21 protein-coding genes are annotated in these 26,391 nt (G+C 63.7%); 19 read left to right on the plus strand and 2 right to left on the minus strand.

What is annotated here, in order from left to right:
• Positions 1 to 207: pyridoxal-phosphate dependent enzyme (locus HV770_RS35590; protein WP_175166164.1), on the minus strand; the 207-nt coding region annotated here is incomplete at its 3' end.
• A gap of 525 nt (positions 208 to 732) precedes the next feature.
• Here HV770_RS35590 and HV770_RS35595 point away from each other — a divergent pair.
• From HV770_RS35595 to HV770_RS35685, 19 genes are all read left to right on the plus strand, one after another.
• Positions 733 to 4,827, plus strand: a complete 4,095-nt coding sequence (locus HV770_RS35595) for a DUF3683 domain-containing protein (RefSeq protein WP_175166126.1) — start codon at positions 733 to 735, stop codon at positions 4,825 to 4,827.
• A gap of 34 nt (positions 4,828 to 4,861) precedes the next feature.
• Entirely contained in the window at positions 4,862 to 5,290 is a 429-nt protein-coding gene (locus tag HV770_RS35600) for an HIT family protein (RefSeq protein ID WP_175166127.1), read from the plus strand.
• 86 nt (positions 5,291 to 5,376) lie between these two features.
• The gene (locus HV770_RS35605; RefSeq protein ID WP_175166128.1) at positions 5,377 to 5,790 is read left to right on the plus strand and encodes a gamma-butyrobetaine hydroxylase family protein; all 414 of its coding nucleotides are present in this window, start codon (positions 5,377 to 5,379) and stop codon (positions 5,788 to 5,790) included.
• 67 nt (positions 5,791 to 5,857) lie between these two features.
• Positions 5,858 to 6,589, plus strand: coding sequence for a bifunctional demethylmenaquinone methyltransferase/2-methoxy-6-polyprenyl-1,4-benzoquinol methylase UbiE (gene ubiE / locus HV770_RS35610; protein ID WP_121316508.1), 732 nt, complete (start codon positions 5,858 to 5,860; stop codon positions 6,587 to 6,589).
• A gap of 38 nt (positions 6,590 to 6,627) precedes the next feature.
• Positions 6,628 to 7,614 (plus strand): Tim44 domain-containing protein, encoded by a 987-nt coding sequence (locus HV770_RS35615; protein ID WP_175166129.1) that lies wholly within the window; start codon positions 6,628 to 6,630, stop codon positions 7,612 to 7,614.
• 152 nt (positions 7,615 to 7,766) lie between these two features.
• A complete protein-coding gene (locus HV770_RS35620; protein WP_175166130.1) occupies positions 7,767 to 8,411 on the plus strand; it encodes a ubiquinone biosynthesis accessory factor UbiJ in 645 nt (214 codons plus the stop codon).
• Between the two features lie 15 nt (positions 8,412 to 8,426).
• Positions 8,427 to 10,004 (plus strand): ubiquinone biosynthesis regulatory protein kinase UbiB, encoded by a 1,578-nt coding sequence (gene ubiB, locus HV770_RS35625; RefSeq protein WP_175166131.1) that lies wholly within the window; start codon positions 8,427 to 8,429, stop codon positions 10,002 to 10,004.
• Between the two features lie 53 nt (positions 10,005 to 10,057).
• Positions 10,058 to 10,681 (plus strand): class I SAM-dependent methyltransferase, encoded by a 624-nt coding sequence (locus tag HV770_RS35630; protein WP_175166132.1) that lies wholly within the window; start codon positions 10,058 to 10,060, stop codon positions 10,679 to 10,681.
• Positions 10,682 to 10,853: 172 nt separating this feature from the next.
• Positions 10,854 to 11,243, plus strand: coding sequence for an FmdB family zinc ribbon protein (locus HV770_RS35635; protein ID WP_175166133.1), 390 nt, complete (start codon positions 10,854 to 10,856; stop codon positions 11,241 to 11,243).
• A gap of 75 nt (positions 11,244 to 11,318) precedes the next feature.
• Positions 11,319 to 11,972, plus strand: coding sequence for a DUF502 domain-containing protein (locus tag HV770_RS35640; protein ID WP_121316514.1), 654 nt, complete (start codon positions 11,319 to 11,321; stop codon positions 11,970 to 11,972).
• Positions 11,973 to 12,047: 75 nt separating this feature from the next.
• The gene (gene aspS / locus HV770_RS35645) at positions 12,048 to 13,847 is read left to right on the plus strand and encodes an aspartate--tRNA ligase (protein ID WP_121316515.1); all 1,800 of its coding nucleotides are present in this window, start codon (positions 12,048 to 12,050) and stop codon (positions 13,845 to 13,847) included.
• 167 nt (positions 13,848 to 14,014) lie between these two features.
• Entirely contained in the window at positions 14,015 to 14,518 is a 504-nt protein-coding gene (nudB, locus tag HV770_RS35650; RefSeq protein WP_175166134.1) for a dihydroneopterin triphosphate diphosphatase, read from the plus strand.
• Positions 14,515 to 15,768, plus strand: coding sequence for a cardiolipin synthase ClsB (clsB, locus tag HV770_RS35655; protein ID WP_175166135.1), 1,254 nt, complete (start codon positions 14,515 to 14,517; stop codon positions 15,766 to 15,768). The genes nudB and clsB overlap by 4 nt, the downstream gene beginning before the upstream one ends.
• Positions 15,769 to 16,081: 313 nt before the next feature.
• Positions 16,082 to 17,644 (plus strand): tetratricopeptide repeat protein, encoded by a 1,563-nt coding sequence (locus HV770_RS35660; protein ID WP_175166136.1) that lies wholly within the window; start codon positions 16,082 to 16,084, stop codon positions 17,642 to 17,644.
• 402 nt (positions 17,645 to 18,046) lie between these two features.
• On the plus strand, positions 18,047 to 18,646 hold the full coding sequence (locus HV770_RS35665) for a TetR/AcrR family transcriptional regulator (RefSeq protein WP_175166137.1): 600 nt from the start codon (positions 18,047 to 18,049) through the stop codon (positions 18,644 to 18,646).
• A gap of 98 nt (positions 18,647 to 18,744) precedes the next feature.
• The gene (locus HV770_RS35670; RefSeq protein WP_175166138.1) at positions 18,745 to 20,532 is read left to right on the plus strand and encodes an acyl-CoA dehydrogenase C-terminal domain-containing protein; all 1,788 of its coding nucleotides are present in this window, start codon (positions 18,745 to 18,747) and stop codon (positions 20,530 to 20,532) included.
• 139 nt (positions 20,533 to 20,671) lie between these two features.
• Positions 20,672 to 23,107 (plus strand): 3-hydroxyacyl-CoA dehydrogenase/enoyl-CoA hydratase family protein, encoded by a 2,436-nt coding sequence (locus HV770_RS35675; RefSeq protein ID WP_175166139.1) that lies wholly within the window; start codon positions 20,672 to 20,674, stop codon positions 23,105 to 23,107.
• Between the two features lie 245 nt (positions 23,108 to 23,352).
• Entirely contained in the window at positions 23,353 to 24,552 is a 1,200-nt protein-coding gene (locus HV770_RS35680) for an acetyl-CoA C-acyltransferase (RefSeq protein ID WP_175166140.1), read from the plus strand.
• A 149-nt stretch (positions 24,553 to 24,701) separates the two neighbouring features.
• Positions 24,702 to 25,472: an enoyl-CoA hydratase gene (locus HV770_RS35685; RefSeq protein ID WP_175166141.1), complete on the plus strand. Its 771-nt coding sequence runs from the start codon at positions 24,702 to 24,704 to the stop codon at positions 25,470 to 25,472.
• A gap of 68 nt (positions 25,473 to 25,540) precedes the next feature.
• On the opposite strand, the gene fdhD is transcribed toward HV770_RS35685, so the two are convergent.
• Complete coding sequence (gene fdhD / locus HV770_RS35690) at positions 25,541 to 26,380, minus strand: formate dehydrogenase accessory sulfurtransferase FdhD (RefSeq protein WP_175166142.1); 840 nt, start codon at positions 26,378 to 26,380, stop codon at positions 25,541 to 25,543.
• Positions 26,381 to 26,391 lie beyond the last annotated feature (11 nt).

A 26,391-nucleotide genomic window follows, 5' to 3' on the forward strand; every position in this document is an offset into this window, starting at 1 on the left:
CGCCAGCGCTTCGGCCGGAAGATGCGCCATCTTGTTGTACGCGCCGCGCAGCTTGAACGAGAACACCGGCTGGTTGTCCTCACGCTTCAGATACACCGGATTGCGCAGCCGTGCCGACAGATTCGGCGCGCGTTCCAGTTCGGTTTCGCGGGCCACGTCGTAGACGCGTGCGGTCAGGGTTTTTTTCAGGTAGTCGTGGGAAGCCATGCGGGTGGCGCGATGCGCGTTGTGAGACGGGAAAGGGTCCATGATAGCGCCAACGGTGACCGCTCAGGCCTTCCGTCCGATCCCTCCTGGGAGCGCCGCGAGGTTCTCTCAAGCTTGGGGGGCGCTCGCGCAGGGCCGGCCGGTCGACCGGTCGGCAAATTCACTTCATGCGCTTCCAGTGTGAAAACGCCTGAAGCTCGGCTGCTGCTCCGATTGCAGCCGTCAACGCGTGGCGGAATCATGCGGTAGAATTCCATTTTGGAATAAGGATCGGAAGATGCACTGGCAGCCTCGGATCGCCCACTTGATGCCCGTCCCGCGTGAGTCTTGTCCCGCGGCGCAGCGTCACGTCCGCCACGCACGATCGTGTAGTTATATCTGAGCGCCGCGAAGCGACCGATGTGGGTAGGCCGTCGGTCGTGCTTCGCTCCCCTATAGAAAGATTTCAGGCATTGCGCCCCACGCGCACCGTCAGCCGACGCCTCCCGAAGAGCGCGCCCGGTTGATCTACCGAGTCGTCCGACCATGAACGCACCTCAAGTTTTCGATCCGCACGGAGCCGCCGCTGCGGTGGCCGCCGATCCCGAAGCGCGCCTGCGCGAAATTCCCTATAACTACACGTCGTTTTCCGACCGCGAAATCGTCATCCGCCTGCTTGGCGATGACGCGTGGGCGGTCCTCGCCGAACTGCGCGCGGAACGCCGCACCGGCCGCTCGGCGCGGATGCTGTACGAAGTGCTCGGCGACATCTGGGTCGTGCGCCGCAATCCCTACCTGCAGGACGACCTGCTCGACAATCCGAAGCGCCGCGCGCAGTTGATCGAAGCGCTGCATCACCGTTTGTCGGAGATCGAGAAGCGCCGCCGCGCCGATCTGACGGAACACGGGGATGAGGCTGGCGTGGATCGCGCCGCGCGCGTCGAGACGCTGGTCCAGGCCGCGCGCCGCGCGGTCGACGACTTCGCGAGCGAGTTCCAGAAGACCTACGATCTGCGCCGTCGCGCGACGAAGGTGCTCGGCAAGGTCACGGAAAAGGACAACATCAAGTTCGACGGTTTGTCCCGTGTATCGCACGTGACCGACGCGACCGACTGGCGCGTCGAGTACCCGTTTGTCGTGCTCACGCCGGATACCGAAGCCGAGATCGCCGGCATGATCAAGGCGTGTTTCGAACTCGGGCTGACCGTGATTCCGCGTGGCGGCGGCACCGGCTACACGGGCGGCGCGGTGCCGCTCACGCCGTTCTCGGCCGTCATCAATACGGAAAAGCTCGAACAGCTTGGCGCGGTCGAGATGACCCAACTGCCGGGCGTCGAGCGCAAGGTCGCGACGATTTTCTCCGGCGCGGGCGTCGTCACGCGCCGTGTGACGGAAGCGGCCGAGCAGGCCGGCTTCGTGTTCGCGGTCGATCCGACCTCGCTGGATGCGTCCTGCGTCGGCGGCAACGTCGCGATGAACGCGGGTGGCAAGAAAGCGGTGTTGTGGGGCACGGCGCTCGACAACCTCGCGTGGTGGCGCATGGTCGACCCGGAAGGGAACTGGCTCGAAGTGACCCGCCTCGATCACAACATGGGCAAGATTCACGACATCGAAGTCGCGCGCTTCGAGCTCAAGTGGTTCGACGGCAACTACGCGCCGGGCGAGAAGCTGCTGCGTACCGAAGCGCTCGACATCAAGGGACGCGTGTTCCGCAAGGAAGGTCTGGGCAAGGACGTCACCGACAAATTCCTCGCCGGTCTGCCGGGCGTGCAGAAAGAAGGCTGCGATGGCCTCATCACGTCCGCGCGCTGGGTGCTGCACAAGATGCCCGCGCATACGCGCACCGTCTGCCTCGAATTCTTCGGCCAGGCGCGCGAGGCGATTCCGAGCATCGTCGAAATCAAGGACTACCTGTTCGAGACGTCGCGTCAGGGCGGCGCGATTCTGGCGGGCCTCGAGCATCTGGACGAGCGCTATCTGCGCGCGGTCGGCTACGCGACCAAGAGCAAGCGCAATGCGTTTCCGAAGATGGTGCTGATCGGCGACATCGTCGGCGACGACGCAGATGCAGTGGCACAGGCCACCTCGGAAGTCGTGCGGATGGCCAACGGCAAGAGCGGCGAAGGGTTCGTCGCGGTCAACGCCGAGGCGCGCAAACGCTTCTGGCTCGACCGCAGCCGCACCGCCGCGATCGCGAAGCACACCAACGCGTTCAAGATCAACGAAGACGTGGTGATCCCGCTCGACCGCATGGGCGAGTACACGGACGGCATCGAACGCATCAATATCGAGCTGTCGATCAAGAACAAGCTGCAACTGGTCGACGTGCTCGAAACGTTCTTCAAGGGCGGCAAGCTGCCGCTCGGCAAGAGCGACGATGCCAACGAAATCCCCAGCGCCGAACTGCTCGAAGACCGTGTGCAGCAGGCACTCGATCTCCTCACGCGCGTGCGCACGCGCTGGGAGTTCCTGCGCGACAAGCTCGATCTGTCGGTGCGCGAGGCGCAGCACTATCTGGTCGGTCTCGGCTACGAAGGCCTCGCGGAAAAATTCGCCGACCGCGCCGACCAGCAACCCGACGCGACCGTGTTCCATATCACCCAGGACCGCACGATCCGCGTGTCGTGGAAGCAGGAAATCCGCGCTGAATTGCGGCAGATCTTCAACGGCGGCGAGTTCAAGCCGATCCTCGACGAAGCCCAGGCGATCCACAAGCAGGTGCTGCGCGGCCGCGTGTTCGTCGCGCTGCACATGCACGCGGGCGACGGCAACGTGCACACGAACCTGCCGGTCAACTCCGACAACTACGAGATGCTGCAGGACGCGCACACCGCGGTCGCACGCATCATGAAGCTTGCGCGTTCGCTCGACGGCGTGATTTCCGGCGAGCACGGCATCGGCATCACCAAGCTCGAATTCCTGACCGACGACGAGATCGGCGAATTCCGCGCGTACAAGCAGCGCGTCGATCCGCATGGCCGTTTCAATGCGGGCAAGCTGCTCGAAGGCGCCGACCTGCGCAACGCATACACGCCGAGCTTCGGCTTGATGGGCTACGAATCGCTGATCATGCAGCAGTCCGACATCGGCGCGATTTCCGAGTCGATCAAGGACTGCTTGCGCTGCGGCAAGTGCAAGCCGGTGTGCGCGACGCACGTGCCGCGCGCGAACCTGCTGTACAGCCCGCGCAACAAGATTCTCGCGACTTCGCTGCTGGTCGAGGCGTTCCTGTACGAAGAGCAGACGCGCCGCGGCGTGTCGATCAAGCACTGGGACGAGTTCAACGACGTCGCCGATCACTGCACGGTCTGTCACAAATGCGTGACGCCGTGTCCTGTGAAGATCGACTTCGGCGACGTGACCATGAACATGCGCAACCTGCTGCGCAAGATGGGCAAGAAGAAATTCAACCCGGGCAACGCCGCGGGCATGTTCTTCCTGAACGCGACCAATCCGCAGACCATCAACCTCGCGCGCACCGCGATGATGGGCGTCGGCTACAAGGCGCAGCGGCTGGGCAACGAAGTGCTGAAGAAGTTCACGAAGAAGCAGACGGCGCATCCGCCGGCGACGGTCGGCAAGCCGCGGGTCACGCAGCAGGTGATCCACTTCATGAACAAGAAGATGCCGGGCAACCTGCCGAAGAAAACCGCGCGCGCGCTGCTCGATATCGAGGACAACAAGATCGTCCCGATCATCCGCAATCCGAAGACGACCACCGCCGACACGGAAGCGGTGTTCTACTTCCCGGGTTGCGGCTCCGAGCGGCTGTTCTCGCAGGTGGGGCTGGCGACGCAAGCCATGCTGTGGGAAGCGGGCGTGCAAACCGTGCTGCCGCCGGGTTACCTGTGCTGCGGCTATCCGCAGCGCGGCTCGGGCCAGTACGACAAGGCCGAGCAGATCGTTACGGATAACCGCGTGCTGTTCCACCGCGTCGCCAATACGCTGAACTACCTCGACATCAAGACCGTGGTGGTGTCGTGCGGCACGTGTTACGACCAGCTCGCCGGCTACGAATTCGAGAAGATTTTCCCGGGCTGCCGGATCATCGACATCCACGAGTTCCTGCTGGAGAAGGGCATCAAGCTCGAAGGCGTGAACGGCGTGCGCTACATGTATCACGACCCGTGCCACTCGCCGATCAAGACGATGGACCCGGTCAAGCTGGTCAATCAGCTAATGGGTTCGGAAAAGGACGGCTACAAGATCGAAAAGAACGATCGTTGCTGTGGCGAATCCGGCACACTCGCGGTGACGCGTCCTGACATTTCGACACAGGTGCGCTTCCGCAAGGAAGAAGAGATCCGCAAGGGCGCGGCCAAGCTGCGCGGCATTCCGCTCGTGGCCGAAGCCGGTGCGAACGCGATCAATCCGGCCAATGCTTCGGCCGGTGCGGCGGGTGCGCCGAACGGCTCCGTGCTGAAGGCCGGCGACGGTCCGCAGCCGAACGGCGTGACCGACGTCAAGATCCTCACGAGCTGCCCGTCATGCCTGCAAGGCCTGTCGCGCTACAACGAAGATGCGAACACCGAGGCGGACTACATCGTCGTCGAGATGGCGCGCCACGTGCTGGGCGAAGACTGGATGGCGGATTACGTCCAACGGGCGAACAATGGCGGCATCGAGCGCGTGCTGGTTTAATGGCACGACTGACGATTTTTGCCTGAGGACGACGATGGACTGCGTTTTTTGCCGCGAAGAAGGCGGCGATGTGCTGTGGCAGGACGACACCTTGCGTGTCGTCCTGGCCGACGAACCTGATTACCCAGGCTTTTGCCGGGTGATCTGGAATACCCACGTGGCCGAGTTTTCCGATCTCGCCGTGAACGACCGCGATCGCGTGATGAAGGCCGTGTACGCGGTCGAGCGCGCGATCCGGCGTGTTATGCAGCCGGTCAAGGTGAATCTGGCGAGCCTCGGCAACCAGGTGCCGCACGTGCACTGGCACGTGATTCCGCGTTTTTCGAACGACGCTCACTTTCCATTGCCTATCTGGGCGCCGCGCCAGCGCACGGTTTCCGAAGCCATGCTGTCGTCGCGCCGCGCGCAGGCCACCTTGCTGCGCGAAGCCGTGCGCCAGGAAATCGAACAAGCTCTTGGCTGAGCGCCCCTAACCCGTCGCGTCGCGCGCCCCAAGCCCCTCCAGGGGCGCAAACCTGAGGCGGCCCTGCGTTTTCTTGCGAGTCCATCATGAGCGGACTGACCCCCGAAACCCCCGTGCCGACCGGCGTCGTCGTGCATTCGAAATCGCGTGTGCTTGAATTGCAGTACGCAAACGGCGAATCGTATCGGCTGCCGTTCGAACTGCTGCGCGTGTATTCGCCGTCGGCGGAAGTGCAGGGCCATGGGCCCGGCCAGGAAACGCTGCAGACCGGCAAGCGCGAGGTCACGATCACGATGATCGAAGGCGTCGGCAACTATGCGCTGCAGCCGACTTTCTCCGACGGGCACGCCACCGGCATCTATTCGTGGGACCTGCTGTACGACATGGCGGTCCGCCAGGATGAACTCTGGCGCGACTATCTCGCCAAACTGCAAACGGCGGGTGTCGACCGCGATACGCCGATGGTGCCCTCCGGCGCTGCGCACGGCCACTGTCACTGATACGATTCGCCCCGATCGCCGCACCGATGCGGCGCAACATTTCAGAATACGCGAAAGGACGAGCGCGATGAGCAAAACCCACTTCGGCTTTCAATCGGTCGACGAACAGGAAAAAGCGCAGAAGGTGGCGGGCGTGTTCCACTCGGTGGCCGCTAACTACGACTTGATGAACGACCTGATGTCGGGCGGGTTGCACCGGGCGTGGAAGATGTTCACGATCGCCCAGGCGCACGTGCGGCCGGGCTACAAGGTGCTCGACATCGCGGGCGGCACGGGCGATCTGTCGAAGGCTTTCGCGAAACAGGCCGGCGAGACCGGCGAAGTCTGGCACACCGACATCAACGAATCGATGCTGCGCGTGGGCCGTGACCGGCTGCTGGACAAGGGCGTCATCACCCCGGCGCTGCTTTGCGACGCCGAGAAAATTCCCTTTCCCGACAATTACTTCGATGTTGTGACCGTGGCATTCGGCTTGCGCAACATGACGCACAAGGATATTGCGCTGGCGGAGATGCGCCGCGTGCTGAAGCCGGCGGGCCGTCTGCTGGTGCTTGAATTTTCGAAGGTGTGGGATCCGCTCAAAAAGGTCTACGACGTCTATTCTTTTAAGGTGCTGCCGTGGCTGGGCGAGCGGTTTGCCAAAGATGCCGAGAGTTATCAGTACCTTGCGGAATCGATCCGGATGCATCCGGATCAGGAAACCTTAAAAACAATGATGGAACAAGCGGGTCTCGACGGCGTCAAATATTACAATTTGTCAGCTGGCGTGGTAGCTTTACATGTGGGGACCAAATACTAGGGTTCCTAACCCATCGATTTTTAAAGGAAAGTACGAAAATGTCCGATTCAGGTGTGTTATCTCCCCGTAAGGTTGGGCGTTCGCTGGTGAGAAGAATCGGACTGATCGCGATGGTCGGTCTGATCATGGCCGGCTCGCTCGCTTCGCTCGATGCGGAAGCTCGCCGCATGGGCGGTGGCCGTAGCATCGGCCGTCAGTCGAACACGGTTCAGCAGCAGCATCAGGCGACCCCGTCGCAACCGGCCCAAAGCAATCAGGCCATGCAGCAGCGCACGCAACCGACGCCGACGCCGCCGGCCGCGCCTAACCGCAACCGCTGGCTCGGGCCGATCGCGGGTCTCGCCGCCGGTCTCGGCATCGCCGCATTGCTGTCGCACTTCGGCATGGGCGAGGCGTTTGCCGGCATGATGGCCAACGTCATCATCATCGCGTTGATCGCGATGGTCGTCATCTGGCTGATCCGCCGCTTCACGGGCCGCAAGCGCGATACGGCGCAACCGGCATATGCGGGCGCTTCGCCGTCGCTGAACGCGGGCGGCACCGGCTATAGCCAGGAACCGCGCTACAGCGCACCGCCCACCGGCTCGTACCTCGAACCGCAGGGCAACCCGCTGAGCACGCCGACCATCAACCCGATGCCCGTGGTGCCCGCCGGCTTCGATTCGGAAGCGTTCCTGCGTAATGCCAAGGTGTACTTCGTGCGCCTGCAAGCCGCATGGGACGTGGGCAACATCGAAGACATCCGCGAATTCACCACCCCGGAAATGTTCGCCGAAGTGCGCGTCGACCTCGCTTCGCGCGGCACGGAGTCCAACCAGACGGACGTGGTGCAGCTGAACGCCGAGTTGCTGGGCGTGGAAGAGCGCGCGAACGAATATTTCGCCAGCGTGCGCTTCTCCGGCCTGCTTCGCGAAGCCCCGGGCGCGGCCGCCGAGCCGTTCGTCGAAGTCTGGAATCTGTCCAAGGCGAACCGCGCAGGCGAAGGCTGGCTGCTGGCCGGCATCCAGCAGGTGGCGCAGCACTGAACCGTGAGCAGGATAGAGCCGGGCGGTGCGGCTCTGCCTGATTTTGCGCATAAGGTTGGCCGTTCGGCATAGCAGGCCGCGAAGCGAACGGACGTTACAATAGGAACCCGCGCGAGCACCTCGTTCGCGCGGGTTTTTTCTTGCCACTTTCGATGACCCTCGCCGCCAAGCCCTTCGCCGCTGCTGTCAATCATCTGCTCGCCCGCGAATCGTGGGCTCGTGAGCGCCTCGCCCCCTACGCGGGCAAGATCGCGCGCCTGTCGTGTCCACCAGTCGTATTGACGCTGCTGGTGCAACCCGACGGCTATCTGGGCGCGGTCGGCGAAACCGAAACGCATCAGTTCGACGTAACCGTCTCGGTGCCGTCCGACGCATTGCCTGCGTTCGTGCAAGGCGGCCAGGCCGCCGTCATGAAGCACGTGAAGATCGAAGGCGACGCCGAGTTCGCTACCGTGATCGCAAAGCTTGCCGAGCATCTGCGCTGGGAGCCCGAAGAAGATCTGGCAAAGCTGATCGGCGACGGTCCGGCGTGGCGCGTTGCGTCGGTGGTGCGCACGGTCGGTCAGCATGTGCAGCGCACTGGCCGCAATTTGCTCGATACGGCCGCCGAGTATCTGCTCGACGAAAATCCGCAGCTGGTGCGCCGCACCGCGCTCGAAGATTTCAACGTCGAACTGGCCCGCGCGCGCGACGCGTTGGCGCGCGTGGAAAAACGCATCGAGCGTCTTGAACAGAAGGTCGAAGCCCGCGGCGCGAATGCGCCGGGCGGCGCCGCCATGTCGCGCGGCACGCGCTAGTCACCGGGCACAACCATGCGCTTTCTGCGTTTCCTCAAGATATTTTTCACGGTTATCCGTTTCGGTCTCGATGAGATGATGCTCGGTCGCATCAACGACCGGCGCGTGCGTCTGCTGCTGCGTGTCACCACGGTTGGCCGCAAATTCGACGCGCCGCCGGGTGTGCGCTTGCGGCTCGCACTCGAAAGCCTCGGGCCGATCTTCGTCAAGTTCGGCCAGGTACTGTCCACCCGGCGCGATCTGCTGCCGGTGGACATCGCCAACGAACTGGCGAAGCTCCAGGATCAGGTGCCGCCGTTCGACTCGGCGGTGGCGATCGGGCTGGTCGAGAAATCGCTCGGCGCGCCGGTCGACGTGCTGTTCGACGATTTCGAGCGGGTGCCGGTGGCGAGCGCGTCGATCGCGCAGGTGCACTTCGCGAAGGTGAAGGCCGGTCAGCATGCGGGCAAGGCGGTCGCGGTAAAGGTGCTGCGCCCGAACATGCTGCCCGTGATCGACTCCGATCTCGCATTGCTGCGTGACATCGCCGTGTGGGCCGAGCGGCTGTGGGCCGACGGCAAGCGCCTGAAGCCGCGCGAGGTGGTCGCCGAATTCGACAAATACCTGCACGACGAACTCGACCTGATGCGCGAGGCGGCCAACGGCAGCCAGTTGCGGCGCAACTTCGTCGGCCTCGACCTGCTGCTGGTACCGGAAATGTATTGGGAGTTCTGCACGCCCACGGTGCTGGTGATGGAGCGCATGGTCGGCGTGCCGATCAGCCAGGTCGAGACGCTGCGCGCGGCGGGTGTCGACATTCCGAAGCTGGCGCGCGAAGGCGTCGAGATTTTCTTCACCCAGGTGTTCCGCGACGGTTTTTTCCACGCCGACATGCACCCGGGCAACATTCAGGTGAGTCTCGATCCCGCGCACTTCGGCCGCTATATCGCGCTGGACTTCGGGATCATCGGCGCGCTGTCGGATTTCGATAAGAACTATCTCGCGCAGAACTTCCTCGCGTTCTTCAAGCGCGACTATCACCGCGTCGCCACGCTGCATCTGGAGTCGGGCTGGGTACCGCCGACGACCCGTGTCGAAGAACTCGAAAGCGCGATCCGCGCGGTGTGCGAGCCGTATTTCGACCGCGCGCTGAAGGACATTTCGCTCGGCCAGGTGCTGATGCGCCTGTTCTCGACCTCGCGCCGCTTCAACGTCGAAATCCAGCCGCAACTGGTGTTGCTGCAGAAAACCATGCTGAACGTGGAAGGGCTCGGCCGCTCGCTCGATCCGGAACTGGACCTGTGGAAGACCGCCAAGCCCTATCTGGAACGCTGGATGAACGAGCAGATCGGCGTGCGGGGCTGGTACGAGCGCCTAAAGATCGAAGCGCCGCAGTGGAGCAAGACGCTGCCGCAGTTGCCGCGCCTGATCCACCACGTGCTCGCCGAGCGGCACGACAACACGCGCGGCGCGAATGACGACATGATTCGCCAGATCCTGCTCGAGCAGAAGCGCACCAACCGGCTGCTGCAAGGGCTATTGCTGTTCGGCGTGGCGGTGGGCGTCGGCGCCGTGCTGGCGCGGGCGTTTCTGGCGCTGGCTTACGGCGGCTAATCGAGACCACCCGTGCGACCCATGCAACGCGCGCAACCCATGCGAGGCATCCGATGAGCGATCCGACCCAACCCGCTGCGCCCGACTTCTCGACTCGCGACCCGAACTCGCCCGCGTTCTGGGACGAGCGCTTCGAGCGCGGATTCATGCCGTGGGATCAAGCGGGCGTGCCCGCCGCATTCCGCGCATTCGCCGCGCGGCACAGCGGCGCCGCGGTGCTGATTCCGGGCTGCGGCAGCGCCTACGAAGCCGTCTGGCTGGCCGGCCAGGGCAACCCGGTCCGCGCGATCGACTTCTCGCCGGCCGCCGTCGCGGCGGCGCACGAGCAACTGGGCGCGCAACATGCGCAACTGGTGGAGCAGGCGGATTTCTTCACCTATGAACCGCCCTTTGTGCCCGCGTGGATTTACGAGCGCGCGTTCCTCTGCGCATTGCCGCCGGCACGCCGCACCGACTACGCGCGCCGGATGGCCGAACTGCTGCCCGGCGGCGCGCTGCTTGCCGGTTTCTATTTCATCGGCGCGACGCCCAAGGGGCCGCCGTTCGGTATCGCGCGCACTGAACTCGATGCGCTGCTCACGCCGTACTTCGAACTGATCGACGACGAAGCCGTGAGCGATTCAATTGCCGTCTTCGCCGGGCGTGAGCGCTGGCTTACTTGGTGCCGTCGTCCGTAACGGCGCGCCGTCGTGCCCGGGCGCGGCGCACTTGATTCGACTGCGGCCGCCCCAATTTACCGTACCGGCGGTCGCGTCGAGCATCGGTTCCCGAAATCCACGGAACGGATATCGTTTGCGGCTATAATTCAAGGCTTTGCAAGCGTTTACAAGATTTCAGTAGGAAAAGTTCATGCCGATCTACGCTTATCGTTGCGAGTCATGCGGCTTCGGGAAAGACGTGCTTCAGAAGATGAGCGACGCTCAGCTGACGCAGTGTCCCGAATGCGGGAAAGACACCTTTCGCAAACAGGTCACTGCAGCCGGTTTCCAGTTGAAGGGCTCCGGCTGGTACGTGACCGATTTCCGCGGCGGCAATGGCGGCAAAAGCGCGCCGGCCACGCCCGACGCGAACGGCGCGAGCGAGAATACGGTGGCCGCCGGTAACGGCGCCGCCAAATCCGATACGGGCTCGGCCAACGGAACGACCGCAGCCGGTTCATCGAGCGCAGCCGCTACGCCGGCCGCGCCTGCTGCCACACCAGCCGCCTCGGCAAGCTCGAGCGGTGCCGGCAGCGCCTAGTGGGACTGCCGCCCTGATCGGCGGCGCACACACCGCGCGTCGAGCCTCGGCCCGCGCGGTCTTCTGGCGGTACACATGACGACGAAAAAGACGACGCTCAAATCGGTGTTTCTGACCGGCCTGCTGGTGCTGGTGCCTCTGGCCATCACACTGTGGGTGCTCGGCCTGATCATCGGCACGATGGACCAGACGCTGTTGCTGCTGCCGACCTCCTGGCAACCGGAGCGCGCAATCGGCTATCGCCTGCCCGGCCTCGGGGCGGTGCTCACGCTCGCGTTCATCTTTGTCGTCGGGCTGTTGACGCAGAACTTCATTGGGCAGAAGCTCGTGAAGTGGTGGGAACTGCTGGTCGCTCACATTCCGGTAGTCGGCCCGCTTTACACCAGTGTCAAGCAAGTGTCCGACACCTTGCTGTCGAGCAGCGGTAATGCGTTCCGCAAGGCGCTGCTGATCGAATACCCGCGCCGCGGCTCCTATACGATCGGGTTTCTGACCGGGATTCCGGGCGGCGACGTGGTCAACCACCTGAAAGAAGATTACGTCAGCGTCTATGTGCCGACTACGCCGAACCCGACGTCCGGCTTCTTCCTGATGGTGCCCAAGAGCGAAGTGATCGAACTCGACATGACGGTCGACGCCGCGCTCAAGTACATCGTCTCGATGGGCGTCGTGGCGCCGTCCGCGCCGCCGGCGCCGGTGCGCCGCACGACAGTCGAGCCTCCGCTGTAATGCGGTGCGCAAGGTTTTACGCAGTTTCAAACTGCCGCGTGCCGTTCAACCAATGCAAAACGAAAGACAAACATCATGTCGATGAGAACTGAATACTGCGGTCTGGTGACCGAAGAACGGCTGGGCCAAACCGTTTCGCTGTGCGGCTGGGTGAGCCGCCGCCGCGACCATGGTGGCGTCATCTTCATCGACCTGCGCGATCGCGAAGGGCTCGTTCAGGTCGTCTGCGACCCGGATCGCGCCGAGATGTTCAAGGCCGCCGAAGGCGTGCGCAACGAGTTCTGCCTGCAGATCAAGGGTGTCGTGCGCAGCCGTCCGGAAGGCACGACCAACGCCGCGTTGAAGAGCGGCAAGATCGAAGTGCTGTGCCACGAGCTGATCGTGCTGAACGCATCGATCACGCCGCCGTTCCAGCTCGACGACGACAACCTGTCGGAAACCACGCGTCTCACCCACCGCGTGCTCGACCTGCGCCGTCCGCAGATGCAGCACAACCTGCGTCTGCGTTACCGCGTCGCGATCGAAGTGCGCAAGTACCTCGACGCACAAGGCTTCATCGACATCGAAACGCCGATGCTCACGAAGAGCACGCCCGAAGGCGCGCGCGACTACCTCGTGCCGTCGCGTACGAACCCGGGCCAGTTTTTCGCGCTGCCGCAGTCGCCGCAGCTGTTCAAGCAGCTGCTGATGGTGGCGAACTTCGATCGCTACTACCAGATCGTCAAGTGCTTCCGCGACGAAGACCTGCGCGCCGACCGTCAGCCGGAGTTCACGCAAATCGACTGCGAAACCTCGTTCCTGTCGGAGCAGGAAATCCGCGATCTGTTCGAAGCGATGATCCGTCACGTGTTCAAGGAAACGATCGGCGTTTCGCTCGACGAAAAATTCCCCGTCATGCTGTATTCGGAAGCGATGCGCCGCTTCGGCTCGGACAAGCCGGACCTGCGCGTGAAGCTCGAATTCACCGATCTGACGGACGCGGTCAAGGACGTCGACTTCAAGGTGTTCAGCACGCCGGCCAACACCAAGGACGGCCGCGTCGCGGCGATCCGCGTGCCGAAGGGCGGCGAGCTTTCGCGCGGCGACATCGACAGCTACACGGAATTCGTGCGCATCTACGGTGCGAAGGGTCTCGCGTGGATCAAGGTCAATGAAGTGGCGAAGGGCCGCGACGGTTTGCAAAGCCCGATCGTCAAGAACCTGCACGACGAAGCGGTCAAAGCGATCATCGAGCGCACCGGTGCGCAAGACGGCGACATCATCTTCTTCGCGGCGGATCGCGCGAAGGTGGTGAACGACAGCCTGGGCGCGCTGCGTCTGAAGATCGGCCATTCGGAATTCGGCAAGGCCAACGGTCTCGTCGAATCCGGCTGGAAGCCGCTGTGGGTGATCGACTTCCCGATGTTCGAATACGACGAGGAAGACAACCGCTACGTCGCCGCGCATCATCCGTTCACTAGCCCGAAGGACGAGCACCTCGAGTACCTGGAAACGGACCCGGCGCGCTGCCTCGCGAAGGCCTACGACATGGTGCTGAACGGCTGGGAAATCGGCGGCGGTTCGGTGCGTATTCACCGTGAAGAAGTGCAGAGCAAGGTGTTCCGCGCATTGAAGATCAACGCGGAAGAAGCGCAAGCCAAGTTCGGCTTCCTGCTCGACGCGCTGCAATACGGCGCGCCGCCGCACGGCGGTATCGCGTTCGGTCTGGACCGCATCGTCACGATGATGGCCGGCGCCGATTCGATTCGCGACGTGATCGCGTTCCCGAAGACGCAACGCGCGCAGTGTCTGCTCACGCAGGCGCCGAGCGAAGTGGACGAGCGCCAGTTGCGCGAGCTGCACATCCGTTTGCGTACGCCTGAACCTAAGGCTTGAGGCAAGTGCAAGTGAGTGCTGTCTGAAAACGACAGCAGGAGCAAACGAAAAAGGCGCGCATGCGCCTTTTTCGTTTTTTGCGTTACAGTCGAAGCAACCGCTTTCGACCGCTCATTGCACTCCGTGCCGACGTGTACCGCGCAAGCGTTGCGCTCAGTTTTCACATCATGCCGAAACCGCCGAAAATTCCCCAATCCGTGCTGGTCATCATCCATACGCCCGCGCTCGACGTGCTGCTGATCGAGCGCGCCGATCATGCGGGATTCTGGCAGTCGGTGACGGGCTCCAAGGATCGCCTCGACGAACCGCTCGTCGAAACGGCGGTGCGCGAAGTGGCCGAGGAAACCGGCATCGTCATCGGCGGCGCGCAGGTGCCTGGCAGCGCGTTGTTTGACTGGCAATATTCGATCGAATACGAGATCTATCCGGAGTTCCGCCATCGCTATGCCGAAGGCGTGATCCACAACACAGAGCACTGGTTCAGCGTGCAGGTGCCCGAGCAGCTCGAGGTGACGCTGGCACCGCGCGAGCACACTGCGTTTCTGTGGCTGCCGCATGAAGAGGCGGCGTCGCGCTGCTTCTCGTCGTCGAACGCGGACGCGATTCTGCAGTTGCCGAGGCGGCTTGCCGGCCGAGCGGTGGGCGTTCCTGCCGCGGGGCGCGGCCGATGAGCGCAGGCGGCCGTTTCTCGCGGCTGCGGCACACGCTGCTTGGCCGGCGCTATTGGCAGCGTTATCGCTTCACCAGTGGCAACGACGTCAGGCTGCTGCGCTCGGGCGACGATTTTTTCGACGCGCTGATCGAGCGTGTCGATGCCGCGCAGCGCGACGTGGTTCTGGAAACCTATATCTTCTGCGACGACGCCGCCGGCCAGGAAGTCAGCGCAGCATTGCTGCGCGCTTCTTCGCGCGGCGTAAGGGTGCGTGTGATCACCGATGGCATCGGCACCGCGCGTCTGCCGATGTTCGACGAATGGCCGCCGGCCGGCATCGACCATCGCATCTACAACCCGCATCTGTTCGGTCGCTTCGGCTTTTCGCGCACCCACCGCAAGCTCGCGGTCATCGACGATCAATTTGCGTATTGCGGCGGCATCAACGTCGTCGACGACTACGAGAACAATGGCGAGACTCTGCCTTACCGGCGCTGGGATTTCGCGGTCGAGCTGCACGGGCCGGTGGTCGCCGACGTCCGTCAGGCGTTCGAGGTGCAGTGGCGCCGGATTCAACTCGGGCATCGGCCGATCGAGGCACTGGAGCCGGACCTCGGCACGCACACGTCCGCGTCGCTCGGCAGTTTGCGGCGTCGCCGGCGTCGCCGCAATGAGCAGTTGTGGGCAGGCGGGCAGCCGTGCGTGGCGTTCGTCGCGCGCGACAACCTGATCAACCGACGCGCGATCGAGAAGGCATATCTGGCCGCAATCGGCCAGGCGCGGCACGAGATCCTGCTCGCCAATCCGTACTTCATGCCGGGGCGCAAGCTGCGGCGTGCTCTGGTGTTCGCCGCGCGCCGCGGCGTCGTGGTGAAGCTGATCATCGGGCGCAAGGAGTTCAAGGCGCTCGATTACGCGGTGCCGTTTCTTTATCACGCCTTGCTCAGGTCCGGCGTGCAGATCGCCGAGTACGAGAAGACGCTGCTGCACGGCAAGGTCGCGGTGGTCGATTCGAACTGGGGGACCGTGGGTTCGTCGAACCTCGATGCGCTGAGTTTGATGCTCAACAACGAGGCGAATGTGGTGCTGGTGAACGACGCGTCGACCGAGGCGCTGCGTGAGGCGATACTCGACGCGTTCAAGGATTCGCGCCGTATCGACGAGGCGCATTACGAATCGCGCCCGGTCGTCGAGCGCGCGCTCAACTGGCTGGCTTATACGAGCTATCGGGTGGCGATGAAGCTGTTGACGGTGGGTGGGTACGATTAGGCGGTAGTGGCGCAAGGGCCGGCAATCTCGAACGCAGCCCCGCAGGGCCAACCTTCGCATCGCCCGGACGCAACCGCGTCGTGCCGTGCGCCACACCGATGCAAAGCGCGATGTATGACGCGTTTCAGAGCGCTCCTAAAGACTCGCTGGCGCGGCTCAAACATAATCTTCGTTCGATAGAAGTCGAGCGGCCTGGTGTCTCGCATGCGCCGTCGAGACTTTCCCTGATCAAGCCGTGTTTGCCGCTGGGCCTCGGCCGCTTATGGCGACCGGGCTCGTGCATCACGCACGCGCGCTCGTTCGTTCGTCAATCATGTCTGTTCGCCCGCCAGCCGAATCCGCCAACACCTCGAGCCTCCACGACGAGGCGATAGCCGCCTATCAGGCCGGCCGCTTCGATGCGGTGCGCACGCTCGTCGATCGAATCCTGGGCGAGGATGGCGAGCATGTTGGCGCGATTCATCTGCAAGGTCTGCTCGCACTTGCTGGCGGCGATACGCAAAGCGCGCGGCACTTGCTCGAACGCGCGATCCGGATACATCCCGAACCGATCCTCTACAACACGCTCTACGCGATCCGGCTCAAACTCGGCGACTATTCGGGCGCGGTCGAGCGTCTGCGGCAAGGGCTCGCGCTGCAGCCGGATTTCTCGGCGCTGCACTACAACCTCGCGTTGACGCTGCAACATCTCGAGCGTCTCGAAGAAGCGGCCCTGAGCTACCGGCGCACGCTCGAAATCGACCCGGAGCACTCGGCTGCGCACAACAATCTGGGGCGCATCCATGCGGATTTCGGCGCGCTGGAAGAGGCCGAGCGGCACTACCGGCGCGCCCTCGAACTGGCCCCTGCGAACCTCGCCGCCCGCAACAATCTGGCGATGGTGTTGCTGGCCACGGGCCGCTACGAAGAGGCATGGCCGTATTTCGAAGACCGCTGGGTCAGCTTCAAACTGTCCGACGGACGACCCGCGCAGACACCTGTGCAAGTGGATTTGCCGCGATGGTCTGGCGAGCGCCCGTCTGCTGCGACTCAAAGTCTGCGTAACGGGCGACCCGTCAATGAAAGCCTGCTCGTCCTCGACGAACAGGGTTATGGCGACAGTCTGCAGTTCGTGCGCTACCTGCCGCTGGCGCTCGAGCGTTTTTCCCACGTGGGCTACGTGTGCCCACCGCCTTTGCGCCGCCTGTACGAGCAGTCGTTGCGCGAGCGCTGGCCGGGCCTCGTGCTGCTCGATGGAGTGCCTTCCGATCTGGGTCACTGGGATCGCTATTGCCCGCTGATGTCCCTGCCGATGGCATTCGGCACACGACTCGCCACGGTCCCGAGCGCGCTGCCGTATCTGCATGCCGACGCTGCGCGCGCCGACCATTGGCGCGCGCGCCTGGAAGCGCTGCCCGCCGGGCATTTGCCGCGTGTCGGTGTCGTGTGGGCGGGCGGCCATTCGGGCATTGCGGTGGACCGGCGGCGCAGCCTCGTGGCCGCGCAGATCGCGCCGCTGCTCGCGCTGTGGCAGGTGCGCTGGATCAGTCTGCAAAAGACCGATGACCCCGCGAAGCTCGCCGACGCCGCGAGCAAAGCGCGCCTGACCGACTGGACCGACGAACTCGCGGACTTCGCGGAGACCGCGGCGCTGATCGACAACCTCGATCTGGTAATTTCCGTCGACACCTCAGTCGCGCATCTCGCCGCCGCAATGGGCAAGCCGGTCTGGTTGCTGAACCGTTTCGCGGGCTGCTGGCGCTGGCTGCGCGGCCGCGACGACAGTCCGTGGTATCCCGGCTTGCGTCTTTTCACGCAGATGCAGCGAGGCGATTGGGACGAAGTGCTGACGCGCGTCGCCATTGCGTTGCAGCAGAGATTCCCATTGGACGAATGACAGCTTCCGCGCGAGCATGCCCGCGGCGGGGCGGCGATCTCGCCCTCGGGCCATTCTGATCGGCGCCAGTTCGACCACCATTCCCCCAACCGCCGCTCAGCAGTTGCGCCGCGACAACCGCCTCCCACCCCGCACTCATCAAACACTCCTGGATTCGTGCCGATTTGCGGCATCATGTCGGCCGGCTGCGTCATCACGGAGACCCAAGCGTTTTGCATAGCAATACCTGTCTCAAGGCAAACGCCTCTAAAAAATCTGATTCCTCTGATTGACGGATGTCGCAGAATTGAAACCGCGTTAGAAACCGGTTTCTAATAAAGTCCTTGTTTCGCGGACGGCAGCACTCAATAATAGTACGGCCGTTCGATTTTCTTTCGGTCACATTAGAACGGTAAAACAGCTATGCGAAAAGGCGAACAAACGCGCGTCGCAATTCTCGACGCAGCACTCGATCTGGCAAGCCGCGACGGACTGGAAGGTCTGACGATCGGCCTGCTGGCCGAGCGCATGCAGATGAGCAAAAGCGGGGTGTTCGCGCATTTCGGGTCGCGCGAGGATTTGCAGGTCGAAGTCGTGCGCGAATATCACCATCGTTTCGAAGACGAGGTGTTTTTTCCGAGCTTGCGCGAGCCTCGTGGGTTGCCGCGTCTGCGCGCGATGATCTCGCGCTGGATCGAGAAGCGCATCCAGGAAGTCACGACCGGTTGCATCTATATCAGCGGCGCCGTCGAGTACGATGACCGCGCGGACAACCCGGTGCGTGAGCAACTGGTGTCGAGCGTGACGGTTTGGCGTGCCGCGCTCACTCGCGCGATTTCGCAGGCAATGGAGGAAGGGCATCTGCGCGCCGACACCGATCCGCAGTTGATGCTTTTCGAACTGTACAGCTTCACGCTCGGGCTGCATCACGATGCGCGCTTCCTGCACCTGCCGGATGCGGTGCCTCTCACGTGGGCCGCGCTGGAAAAATTGATTGTTTCGTATCAAAGCGAAAGCCGTTAGCAGCGTCGTCGGGTACCAACCGGATTCAGCGGCGCAGAAGGTTCCGGTCCACGGACTCAGCTAACGGCCTGGCTTCTTGTCAAACTTTGGAGAGAGTCATGGGACAGTACGCCGCGCCGCTGCGCGACATGCAATTCGTGTTGCACGAACTGCTCAACGTGGAAGCCGAGATCAGCCAGATGCCGAAGCACGCTGATCTCGACGCCGACACGATCAACGCCGTGCTCGAAGAGGCCGGCAAGTTCTGCTCCGAAGTGTTGTTCCCGCTCAACCACAGCGGCGATCAGGAAGGATGCACGTACGCCGGCGACGGCGTCGTGACCACGCCGAAGGGCTTCAAGGAAGCCTATCAACAGTATGTCGAAGCCGGCTGGCCCGCACTGGGCTGCGATCCGGAATACGGCGGCCAGGGGCTGCCCGCATTCGTCAACAACGCGCTCTATGAAATGCTGAACTCGGCGAATCAGGCGTGGACGATGTATCCGGGTCTCTCGCACGGCGCGTACGAATGCCTGCACGCCCACGGCACGCCCGAGTTGCAGCAGCGTTATCTGCCGAAGCTGGTCGCGGGCGTGTGGACCGGCACGATGTGTCTGACCGAGCCGCATTGCGGCACCGACCTCGGCATCCTGCGCACCAGGGCCGAGCCGACTAGCGACGGCTCGTACGCGATCAGCGGCACGAAGATCTTCATTTCCAGCGGCGAACACGATCTCGCGGAAAACATCGTTCACCTGGTGCTCGCGCGTCTGCCGGATGCGCCGAAGGGCACCAAGGGCATTTCGCTGTTCATCGTGCCGAAGTTCGTGCCGAACGAAGCGGGCGAGCCCGGCGAGCGCAACGGCGTCAAGTGCGGGTCGATCGAACACAAGATGGGCATTCACGGCAACGCGACCTGCGTGATCAATCTCGACAACGCGAAGGGCTGGCTCGTCGGCGAGCCGAACAAAGGCCTCAACGCCATGTTCGTGATGATGAACGCTGCGCGCCTGGGCGTCGGCATGCAGAGCCTCGGCTTGACCGAAGTCGCCTATCAGAACTCGCTCACGTACGCGAAAGAGCGTCTGCAGATGCGTTCGCTGACCGGCCCGAAGGCGCCCGAGAAAGCCGCCGACCCGATCATCGTGCACCCCGACGTGCGCCGCATGCTGCTCACGCAGAAGGCCTACGCTGAAGGCGCGCGCGCGTTCTCATACTGGTCCGCGCTGCATATCGACAAGGAACTGTCGCACGGTGACGAAGCGGTGCGCAAGGAAGCCGCCGACCTCGTTGCGCTGCTCACGCCGATCCTGAAAGCGTTCCTGTCGGACAACGCGTTCGAAAGCACCAACCACGCGATGCAGATCTACGGCGGTCACGGCTTCATCGCCGAGTGGGGCATGGAGCAGTACGTGCGCGACGCACGCATCAACATGATCTACGAAGGCACCAACGCGATTCAGGCGCTCGACCTGCTGGGCCGCAAGATTCTCGGCGACATGGGCGCGAAGATGAAGAAGTTCGGCAAGCTGGTGACGGAATTCGTCGAAGCCGAAGGCATCAAGCCGGAGATGCAGGAGTTCGTCAACCCGCTCGCCGACATCGGCGACAAGGTGCAGAAGCTGACGATGGAAATCGGCATGAAGGCGATGCAGAACCCGGACGAGGTCGGCGCCGCGGCCGTGCCGTATCTGCGTACTGTCGGCCATCTGGTGTTCTCGTACTTCTGGGCGCGCATGGCGCGTATCGCACTCGACAAGCAAGCGTCGGGCGATCCGTTCTACAAGGCCAAGCTTGCCACCGCACGCTTCTACTTCGCGAAGCTGTTGCCGGAAACGGCGATGACGATCCGTCAGGCGCGCGCCGGTTCGAAGTCGCTGATGGATGTCGAAGAAGCGCTGTTCTAAGCCCAACGCAAACACACATCGAGGCACAGGCGCCGCGCATATCGAAACCATGGCGCCTGATTCCCGCCTGGCTCAAGCCCTACATCGCGAAGCACCTCTGACGCTTCGCGACATCCGCATAACTCCCCGGAGGAACGACGTGAGCAATCTGATCATTCGCAAGGTAGCCGTGCTCGGCGCCGGCGTGATGGGCGCGCAGATCGCAGCGCACCTGATCAACGCCAAGGTGCCTGTGCTTCTTTTTGATCTGCCGGCCAGGGAAGGCCCGAAGAATGCGATCGCGCTGAAGGCGATCGAGAATCTGAAAAAGCTGTCGCCGGCGCCGTTCGGCGTGAAGGACGACGCGCAATACATCCAGCCGGCCAATTACGACGACGACATCGCGAAGCTCGCCGAATGCGACGTCGTGATCGAAGCGATCGCCGAACGCATGGACTGGAAGCACGACCTGTACAAAAAGGTCGCGCCGCACATCGGCCCGAACGCCATCTTCGCGACCAACACGTCGGGCCTGTCGATCACGGCTTTGTCGGATGGCTTCCCGGCCGAACTGAAGGCGCGTTTCTGCGGTGTGCACTTCTTCAATCCGCCGCGCTACATGCACCTGGTCGAACTGATCCCGACCGCGACGACGCGTCCGGAAATTCTCGACCAACTCGAAACGTTCCTCACGAGCGCGGTCGGCAAGGGGGTCGTGCGCGCGAAAGACACGCCGAATTTCATCGCCAACCGCGTCGGCATTTTCTCGATCCTCGCCGTGATTACGGAAGCGGCGAAGTTCGGTCTGCGTTTCGACGAGGTGGACGACCTGACCGGCGCGCGTCTGGGCCGCGCGAAGTCGGCCACGTTCCGCACCGCCGACGTGGTCGGTCTCGACACGATGGCGCACGTCATCAAGACGATGCAGGACACGCTGAAGGACGACCCCTTCTTTCCGGTCTACGACACGCCGGCCGTGCTGGCCGAACTGGTGAAGAAGGGCGCGCTGGGTCAGAAGACCGGCGCGGGCTTCTACAAGAAGGAAGGCAAGGCGATCAAGGTGCTCGACCCGAAGACGGGCGAGTACGTCGACGGCGGCGCGAAGGCGGACGAACTGGTTGGCCGCATTCTGAAGCGCCCGGCGGCCGAGCGCCTGAAGCTGCTGCGCGAATCGGAGCACCCCCAGGCGCAGTTCCTGTGGGCGATTTTCCGCGACGTGTATCACTACATCGGCGTGCATCTGGAGTCGATCGCCGACAACGCGCGCGACGTCGATCTCGCGATCCGCTGGGGCTTCGGCTGGAACGAAGGCCCGTTCGAAGGTTGGCAGACGGCCGGCTGGAAGCAGGTCGCCGAATGGGTGCAGGAAGACATCGCGGCGGGCAAGGCGCTGTCGAACGTGCCGTTGCCGTCGTGGGTGCTGGGAGGTGTGGTCGCGGAGAAGGGCGGCGTGCATACGAACGACGGTTCGTGGTCGCCGGCTTCGAAGACGTTTGTGCCGCGTTCGTCGCTGTCCGTGTATGAGAGGCAGGTGTTCCGCGCGCCGCTGGTCGGCGACACGACGGCCGATCCGAAGACCTACGGCAAGACGCTGTTCGAAACCGATGCCGTGCGCGGATGGGTCGATGATCGCGCGGGCGAGAACGATGTGTTGATCGTGTCGTTCAAGAGCAAGATGAACACGATCGGACCGTCGGTGATCGACGGTCTGACGCAGGCGATCGAACTGGCCGAGAAGGACTACAAGGGCCTCGTGGTGTGGCAGCCGACGTCGCTGAAGCTCGGCACGCCGGGCGGCCCGTTCTCGGCAGGCGCCAACCTCGAAGAAGCGCTACCCGCGTTCATGATGGGCGGCGCGAAGGGCATCGAGCCGTTCGTGCAGAAGTTCCAGCAAGGCATGTTGCGCGTGAAGTACGCGAGCGTGCCGGTGATCTCGGCGGTGTCGGGCATCGCGCTCGGCGGCGGATGTGAGCTGGCGCTGCACAGCGCGAAGCGCGTTGCGCACATCGAAAGCTATATGGGTCTCGTGGAAGTCGGCGTGGGTCTCGTGCCGGCGGGCGGCGGCCTGAAAGAAGCGGCGGTACGCGCGGCGGAAGCTGCCACGCAGGTCGGCGCGACCAGCGATCTGCTGAAGTTCGTGCAGAAGTCGTTCGAAAACGCGGCGATGGCGAAGGTCTCGGCGTCCGCACTCGATGCCCGCGCGATGGGCTACCTGAAGCCGTCCGATACGATCGTCTTCAACGTGTTCGAACTGCTCGACGTCGCGAAGAAGGAAGCGCGCGCACTGATGGCGGCGGGTTATCGTCCGCCGCTGCGGGTAACGCAGGTGCCGGTCGCGGGCCGCTCGGCGATCTCGACCATCAAGGCGTCGCTCGTCAACATGCGCGATGGCCGTTTCATCAGCGAGCATGACTTCCTGATTGCCAGCCGCATCGCGGAAGCGGTGTGCGGCGGCGATGTGGAAGCGGGCAGTCTTGTCGATGAAGAATGGCTGCTGCAACTCGAGCGTCGTGCGTTTGTCGACCTGCTCGGCACGCAGAAGACGCAGGAGCGGATCATGGGCATGCTGCAGACTGGTAAGCCGGTGCGCAACTGAAGCGACGAGCAATCGCATACATATGCATGGGGTGGGAGTAGGCGCCAAAGCGCTAACTCCCGCCGACCGGAACAGGGTTGCATGGGGCCAATGTAAGCGCTAAAGCGCTAACGCTGGCCGACCGCAACAGAGTCGCATGGGGCCAGCGTAAGCGCTAAAGCGCTAACGCTGGCCGACCGCAACGGAGTCGCATGGGACCAGCGTAAGCGCTAAAGCGCTAACGCTGGCCGACAAAGGAGTCTCAAATGGCAAAGCAATTGCAAGACGCATACATCGTCGCCGCGAGCCGTACGCCGATCGGCAAGGCGCCGCGCGGGATGTTCAAGAACACGCGCCCCGACGAACTGCTGGTGCACGCGATCAAATCGGCCGTGGCGCAAGTGCCCGGTCTCGACACCAAGGTGATCGAAGACGCGATCGTCGGCTGCGCGATTCCCGAAGCCGAACAGGGGCTGAACGTCGCGCGTATCGGCGCGCTGCTGGCCGGCCTGCCGAACACGGTCGGCGGCGTCACGGTGAACCGCTTCTGCGCGTCGGGCCTGACCGCGCTGGCGATGGCCGCCGACCGCATTCGCGTCGGCGAATCGGACGCAATGATCGCGGGCGGCTGCGAATCGATGAGCATGGTGCCGATGATGGGCAACAAGCCGTCGCTGTCGCCACATATCTTCGATCGCAACGAAGACATCGGCATCGCATACGGCATGGGCCTGACCGCGGAGAAAGTCGCCGAGCGCTGGAAGATCAGCCGTGAAGCGCAGGACGCGTTCTCGGTCGAATCGCACCGCCGCGCGATCGCCGCACAGCAGGCCGGCGAGTTCAACGACGAAATCGCCGCGTACACGATCACCGAACGCTTCCCCGATCTCGCGACCGGCGAAGTGCGTGTGCAGACGCGCGAAGTGTCGCTCGACGAAGGCCCGCGCGCGGAAACGTCGCTCGAAGGTCTGGCGAAGCTGCGCGCGGTGTTCGCGAACAAGGGTTCCGTGACGGCGGGCAACAGCTCGCAGACGTCGGACGGGGCGGGCGCGTTGATTATCGTGTCGGAGAAGATGCTCAAGCAGTTCAACCTGACGCCGCTCGCGCGCTTCGTGAGCTTCGCGGTGCGCGGCATGCCGCCGGAAATCATGGGCATCGGCCCGAAGGAAGCGATTCCAGCCGCGCTGAAGGCCGCGGGCCTGAAGCAGGACGATCTCGACTGGATCGAGCTGAACGAAGCGTTCGCCGCGCAATCGCTGGCGGTCATTCAGGACCTCGGGCTGGACCCGTCGAAGATCAACCCGCTCGGCGGCGCGATCGCCCTCGGCCACCCGCTCGGCGCGACGGGCGCGATTCGTGCGTCGACGGTGGTGCACGGCCTGCGCCGCCGCAACTACAAGTACGGCATGGTGACGATGTGCGTCGGCACCGGCATGGGCGCGGCGGGCATCATCGAGCGCCTGTAACCGGCTTGGCGGCTGTACGCCCCGGTCCGCGCGGTCATCGGCGAGATGATGCCCGCGCTTGTCCGTCAAGGACCGCAGAACGGTTCGCAGGCCGCCCGGCTTGCGAACCGTTTTTACATTCTCAGCAAGAGTACGAGGAGAGGAAGGAGATGACGATGGATATCCTGGCCGAGCGCGCGGACGGCGTGCTGACAATTGCCTTCAACCGGCCCGGCAAGAAGAACGCGATTACGTCCGCGATGTATCAGACGATGGCCGACGCGATGGTTCAAGCGCACGCCGACACGTCCGTGCGCGCGATCCTGATTCGCGGCAGCGCCGGCATTTTCAGCGCTGGCAACGATCTCGAAGACTTCATGAAGACGCCGCCGATGGGCGAAAACGCACCCGTGTTCCAGTTCCTGCGCGCGATCAGCTCGGCGGAAAAGCCGGTGGTGGCGTCGGTGGCTGGGCCGGCGGTGGGCATCGGCACGACCTTGCTGCTGCATTGCGACCTCGTCTACGCCGCCGACACGGCGAGCTTCTCGTTGCCGTTCACGCAGCTCGGCCTGTGCCCGGAAGCGGCGTCGAGCTTGCTGTTGCAGCGCGTGGGCGGCTATCAGGCGGCGGCGGAAAAGCTGCTGCTCGGCGAAGCGTTCGACGCCGCCGAAGCGCAGCGCATGGGCTTCGTGAATCGCGTGCTGCCGGCGGCTGAAGTCGACGCGTTCGCTGCCGCGCAGGCCGCGAAGCTGGCCGCGCTGCCAGCGTCGTCGCTGCGCGTGACGAAGAGTTTGATGAAGCGCGCGAGCCATCAGGAACTGCATACGCAGATGTCGGAAGAAGCCGTGCACTTCGGCAAGATGCTGCTCGCGCCGGAAGCGCGCGAGGCGTTCAAGGCGTTCTTCGAGAAGCGCAAGCCGGACTTCCGGCAGTTCGATTGACGCGCCGCGCCTGAGGCGTGCAGCACACGGGCGCGGGGTTGCCAGCGCGCTCGTGGCGCCTCAACCGCTCAAGGCTGCGCCGGTTGCCACGTGTCGTAATCGACGAAGCTGGTTTCACGGCAGAAGCTGACGAGCCGCACGCCCGCCTTGCGGGCAATCGCAATCGCCAGCGACGACGGCGCGGAGATCGTCGCGAGCATCGGCACGTCGACGCGCGCGGCCTTGCGCACCAGCTCGTAGCTCGCACGGCTCGACAGAAACACGAAGCCGTCGCGGGTGTTCGCGCGATCGAGCACGAGCTGGCCGATCAGCTTGTCTAGCGCGTTGTGACGGCCGACGTCCTCGAACGCGTAGCGGATTGCGCCCGCCGCGTCGCACCATGCGGCCGCGTGCAGGCCGCCGGTCAAGCGCGTGAGCGCCTGGTGTTCGGGCAGTTCGCGGGCGGCGCGGGCGATCGCGTCCGGCGCGAGCCGTTGCAGAAAGCCGGTGTCGGGCACCCGCTCCGGTTTCAGATCGAGAAGATCGATGCTTTCGATGCCGCAGACGCCGCAGCCGGTGCGCCCGGCGAGCGCGCGGCGCTTCTCCTTCAGCGCGACGAACGCCTGCTGGACGACCTGCAATTGCACTTCGGCATGCGGCAATTCATCGTCGTCATGCAGTTCGATCTCGATGTCCTGAATATCGCTGCCGCGCTCGACGATGCCTTCCGAAATCGCAAAGCCGACCGCGAATGCTTCGAGATCGCGCGGGGTACACATCATCACCGCGTGCGAAATACCGTTGAAGACGAGCGCGACCGGCCATTCCTGACCGACGTGATCGGTGACGGTTTCGACCGCCGCGCCGCGATGCCGGTGCACCTGGCGCTCCACCGCGCCCGGCTGTCCAGCTGTTTCCTGTTCGTTCAATGCTCGACTCC

Source organism: Paraburkholderia fynbosensis, from assembly GCF_902859935.1.
Lineage (GTDB): Bacteria > Pseudomonadota > Gammaproteobacteria > Burkholderiales > Burkholderiaceae > Paraburkholderia > Paraburkholderia fynbosensis.

What these genes read in the sequence shown, in the direction of transcription:
- HV770_RS35595 (WP_175166126.1), top strand. Translation starts at nt 733, where the DNA reads ATGAACGCACCTCAAGTTTTCGATCCGCACGGAGCCGCCGCTGCGGTG.
- HV770_RS35600 (WP_175166127.1), top strand. Translation starts at nt 4,862, where the DNA reads ATGGACTGCGTTTTTTGCCGCGAAGAAGGCGGCGATGTGCTGTGGCAG.
- HV770_RS35605 (WP_175166128.1), top strand. Translation starts at nt 5,377, where the DNA reads ATGAGCGGACTGACCCCCGAAACCCCCGTGCCGACCGGCGTCGTCGTG.
- ubiE (WP_121316508.1), top strand. Translation starts at nt 5,858, where the DNA reads ATGAGCAAAACCCACTTCGGCTTTCAATCGGTCGACGAACAGGAAAAA.
- HV770_RS35615 (WP_175166129.1), top strand. Translation starts at nt 6,628, where the DNA reads ATGTCCGATTCAGGTGTGTTATCTCCCCGTAAGGTTGGGCGTTCGCTG.
- HV770_RS35620 (WP_175166130.1), top strand. Translation starts at nt 7,767, where the DNA reads ATGACCCTCGCCGCCAAGCCCTTCGCCGCTGCTGTCAATCATCTGCTC.
- ubiB (WP_175166131.1), top strand. Translation starts at nt 8,427, where the DNA reads ATGCGCTTTCTGCGTTTCCTCAAGATATTTTTCACGGTTATCCGTTTC.
- HV770_RS35630 (WP_175166132.1), top strand. Translation starts at nt 10,058, where the DNA reads ATGAGCGATCCGACCCAACCCGCTGCGCCCGACTTCTCGACTCGCGAC.
- HV770_RS35635 (WP_175166133.1), top strand. Translation starts at nt 10,854, where the DNA reads ATGCCGATCTACGCTTATCGTTGCGAGTCATGCGGCTTCGGGAAAGAC.
- HV770_RS35640 (WP_121316514.1), top strand. Translation starts at nt 11,319, where the DNA reads ATGACGACGAAAAAGACGACGCTCAAATCGGTGTTTCTGACCGGCCTG.
- aspS (WP_121316515.1), top strand. Translation starts at nt 12,048, where the DNA reads ATGTCGATGAGAACTGAATACTGCGGTCTGGTGACCGAAGAACGGCTG.
- nudB (WP_175166134.1), top strand. Translation starts at nt 14,015, where the DNA reads ATGCCGAAACCGCCGAAAATTCCCCAATCCGTGCTGGTCATCATCCAT.
- clsB (WP_175166135.1), top strand. Translation starts at nt 14,515, where the DNA reads ATGAGCGCAGGCGGCCGTTTCTCGCGGCTGCGGCACACGCTGCTTGGC.
- HV770_RS35660 (WP_175166136.1), top strand. Translation starts at nt 16,082, where the DNA reads ATGTCTGTTCGCCCGCCAGCCGAATCCGCCAACACCTCGAGCCTCCAC.
- HV770_RS35665 (WP_175166137.1), top strand. Translation starts at nt 18,047, where the DNA reads ATGCGAAAAGGCGAACAAACGCGCGTCGCAATTCTCGACGCAGCACTC.
- HV770_RS35670 (WP_175166138.1), top strand. Translation starts at nt 18,745, where the DNA reads ATGGGACAGTACGCCGCGCCGCTGCGCGACATGCAATTCGTGTTGCAC.
- HV770_RS35680 (WP_175166140.1), top strand. Translation starts at nt 23,353, where the DNA reads ATGGCAAAGCAATTGCAAGACGCATACATCGTCGCCGCGAGCCGTACG.
- HV770_RS35685 (WP_175166141.1), top strand. Translation starts at nt 24,702, where the DNA reads ATGACGATGGATATCCTGGCCGAGCGCGCGGACGGCGTGCTGACAATT.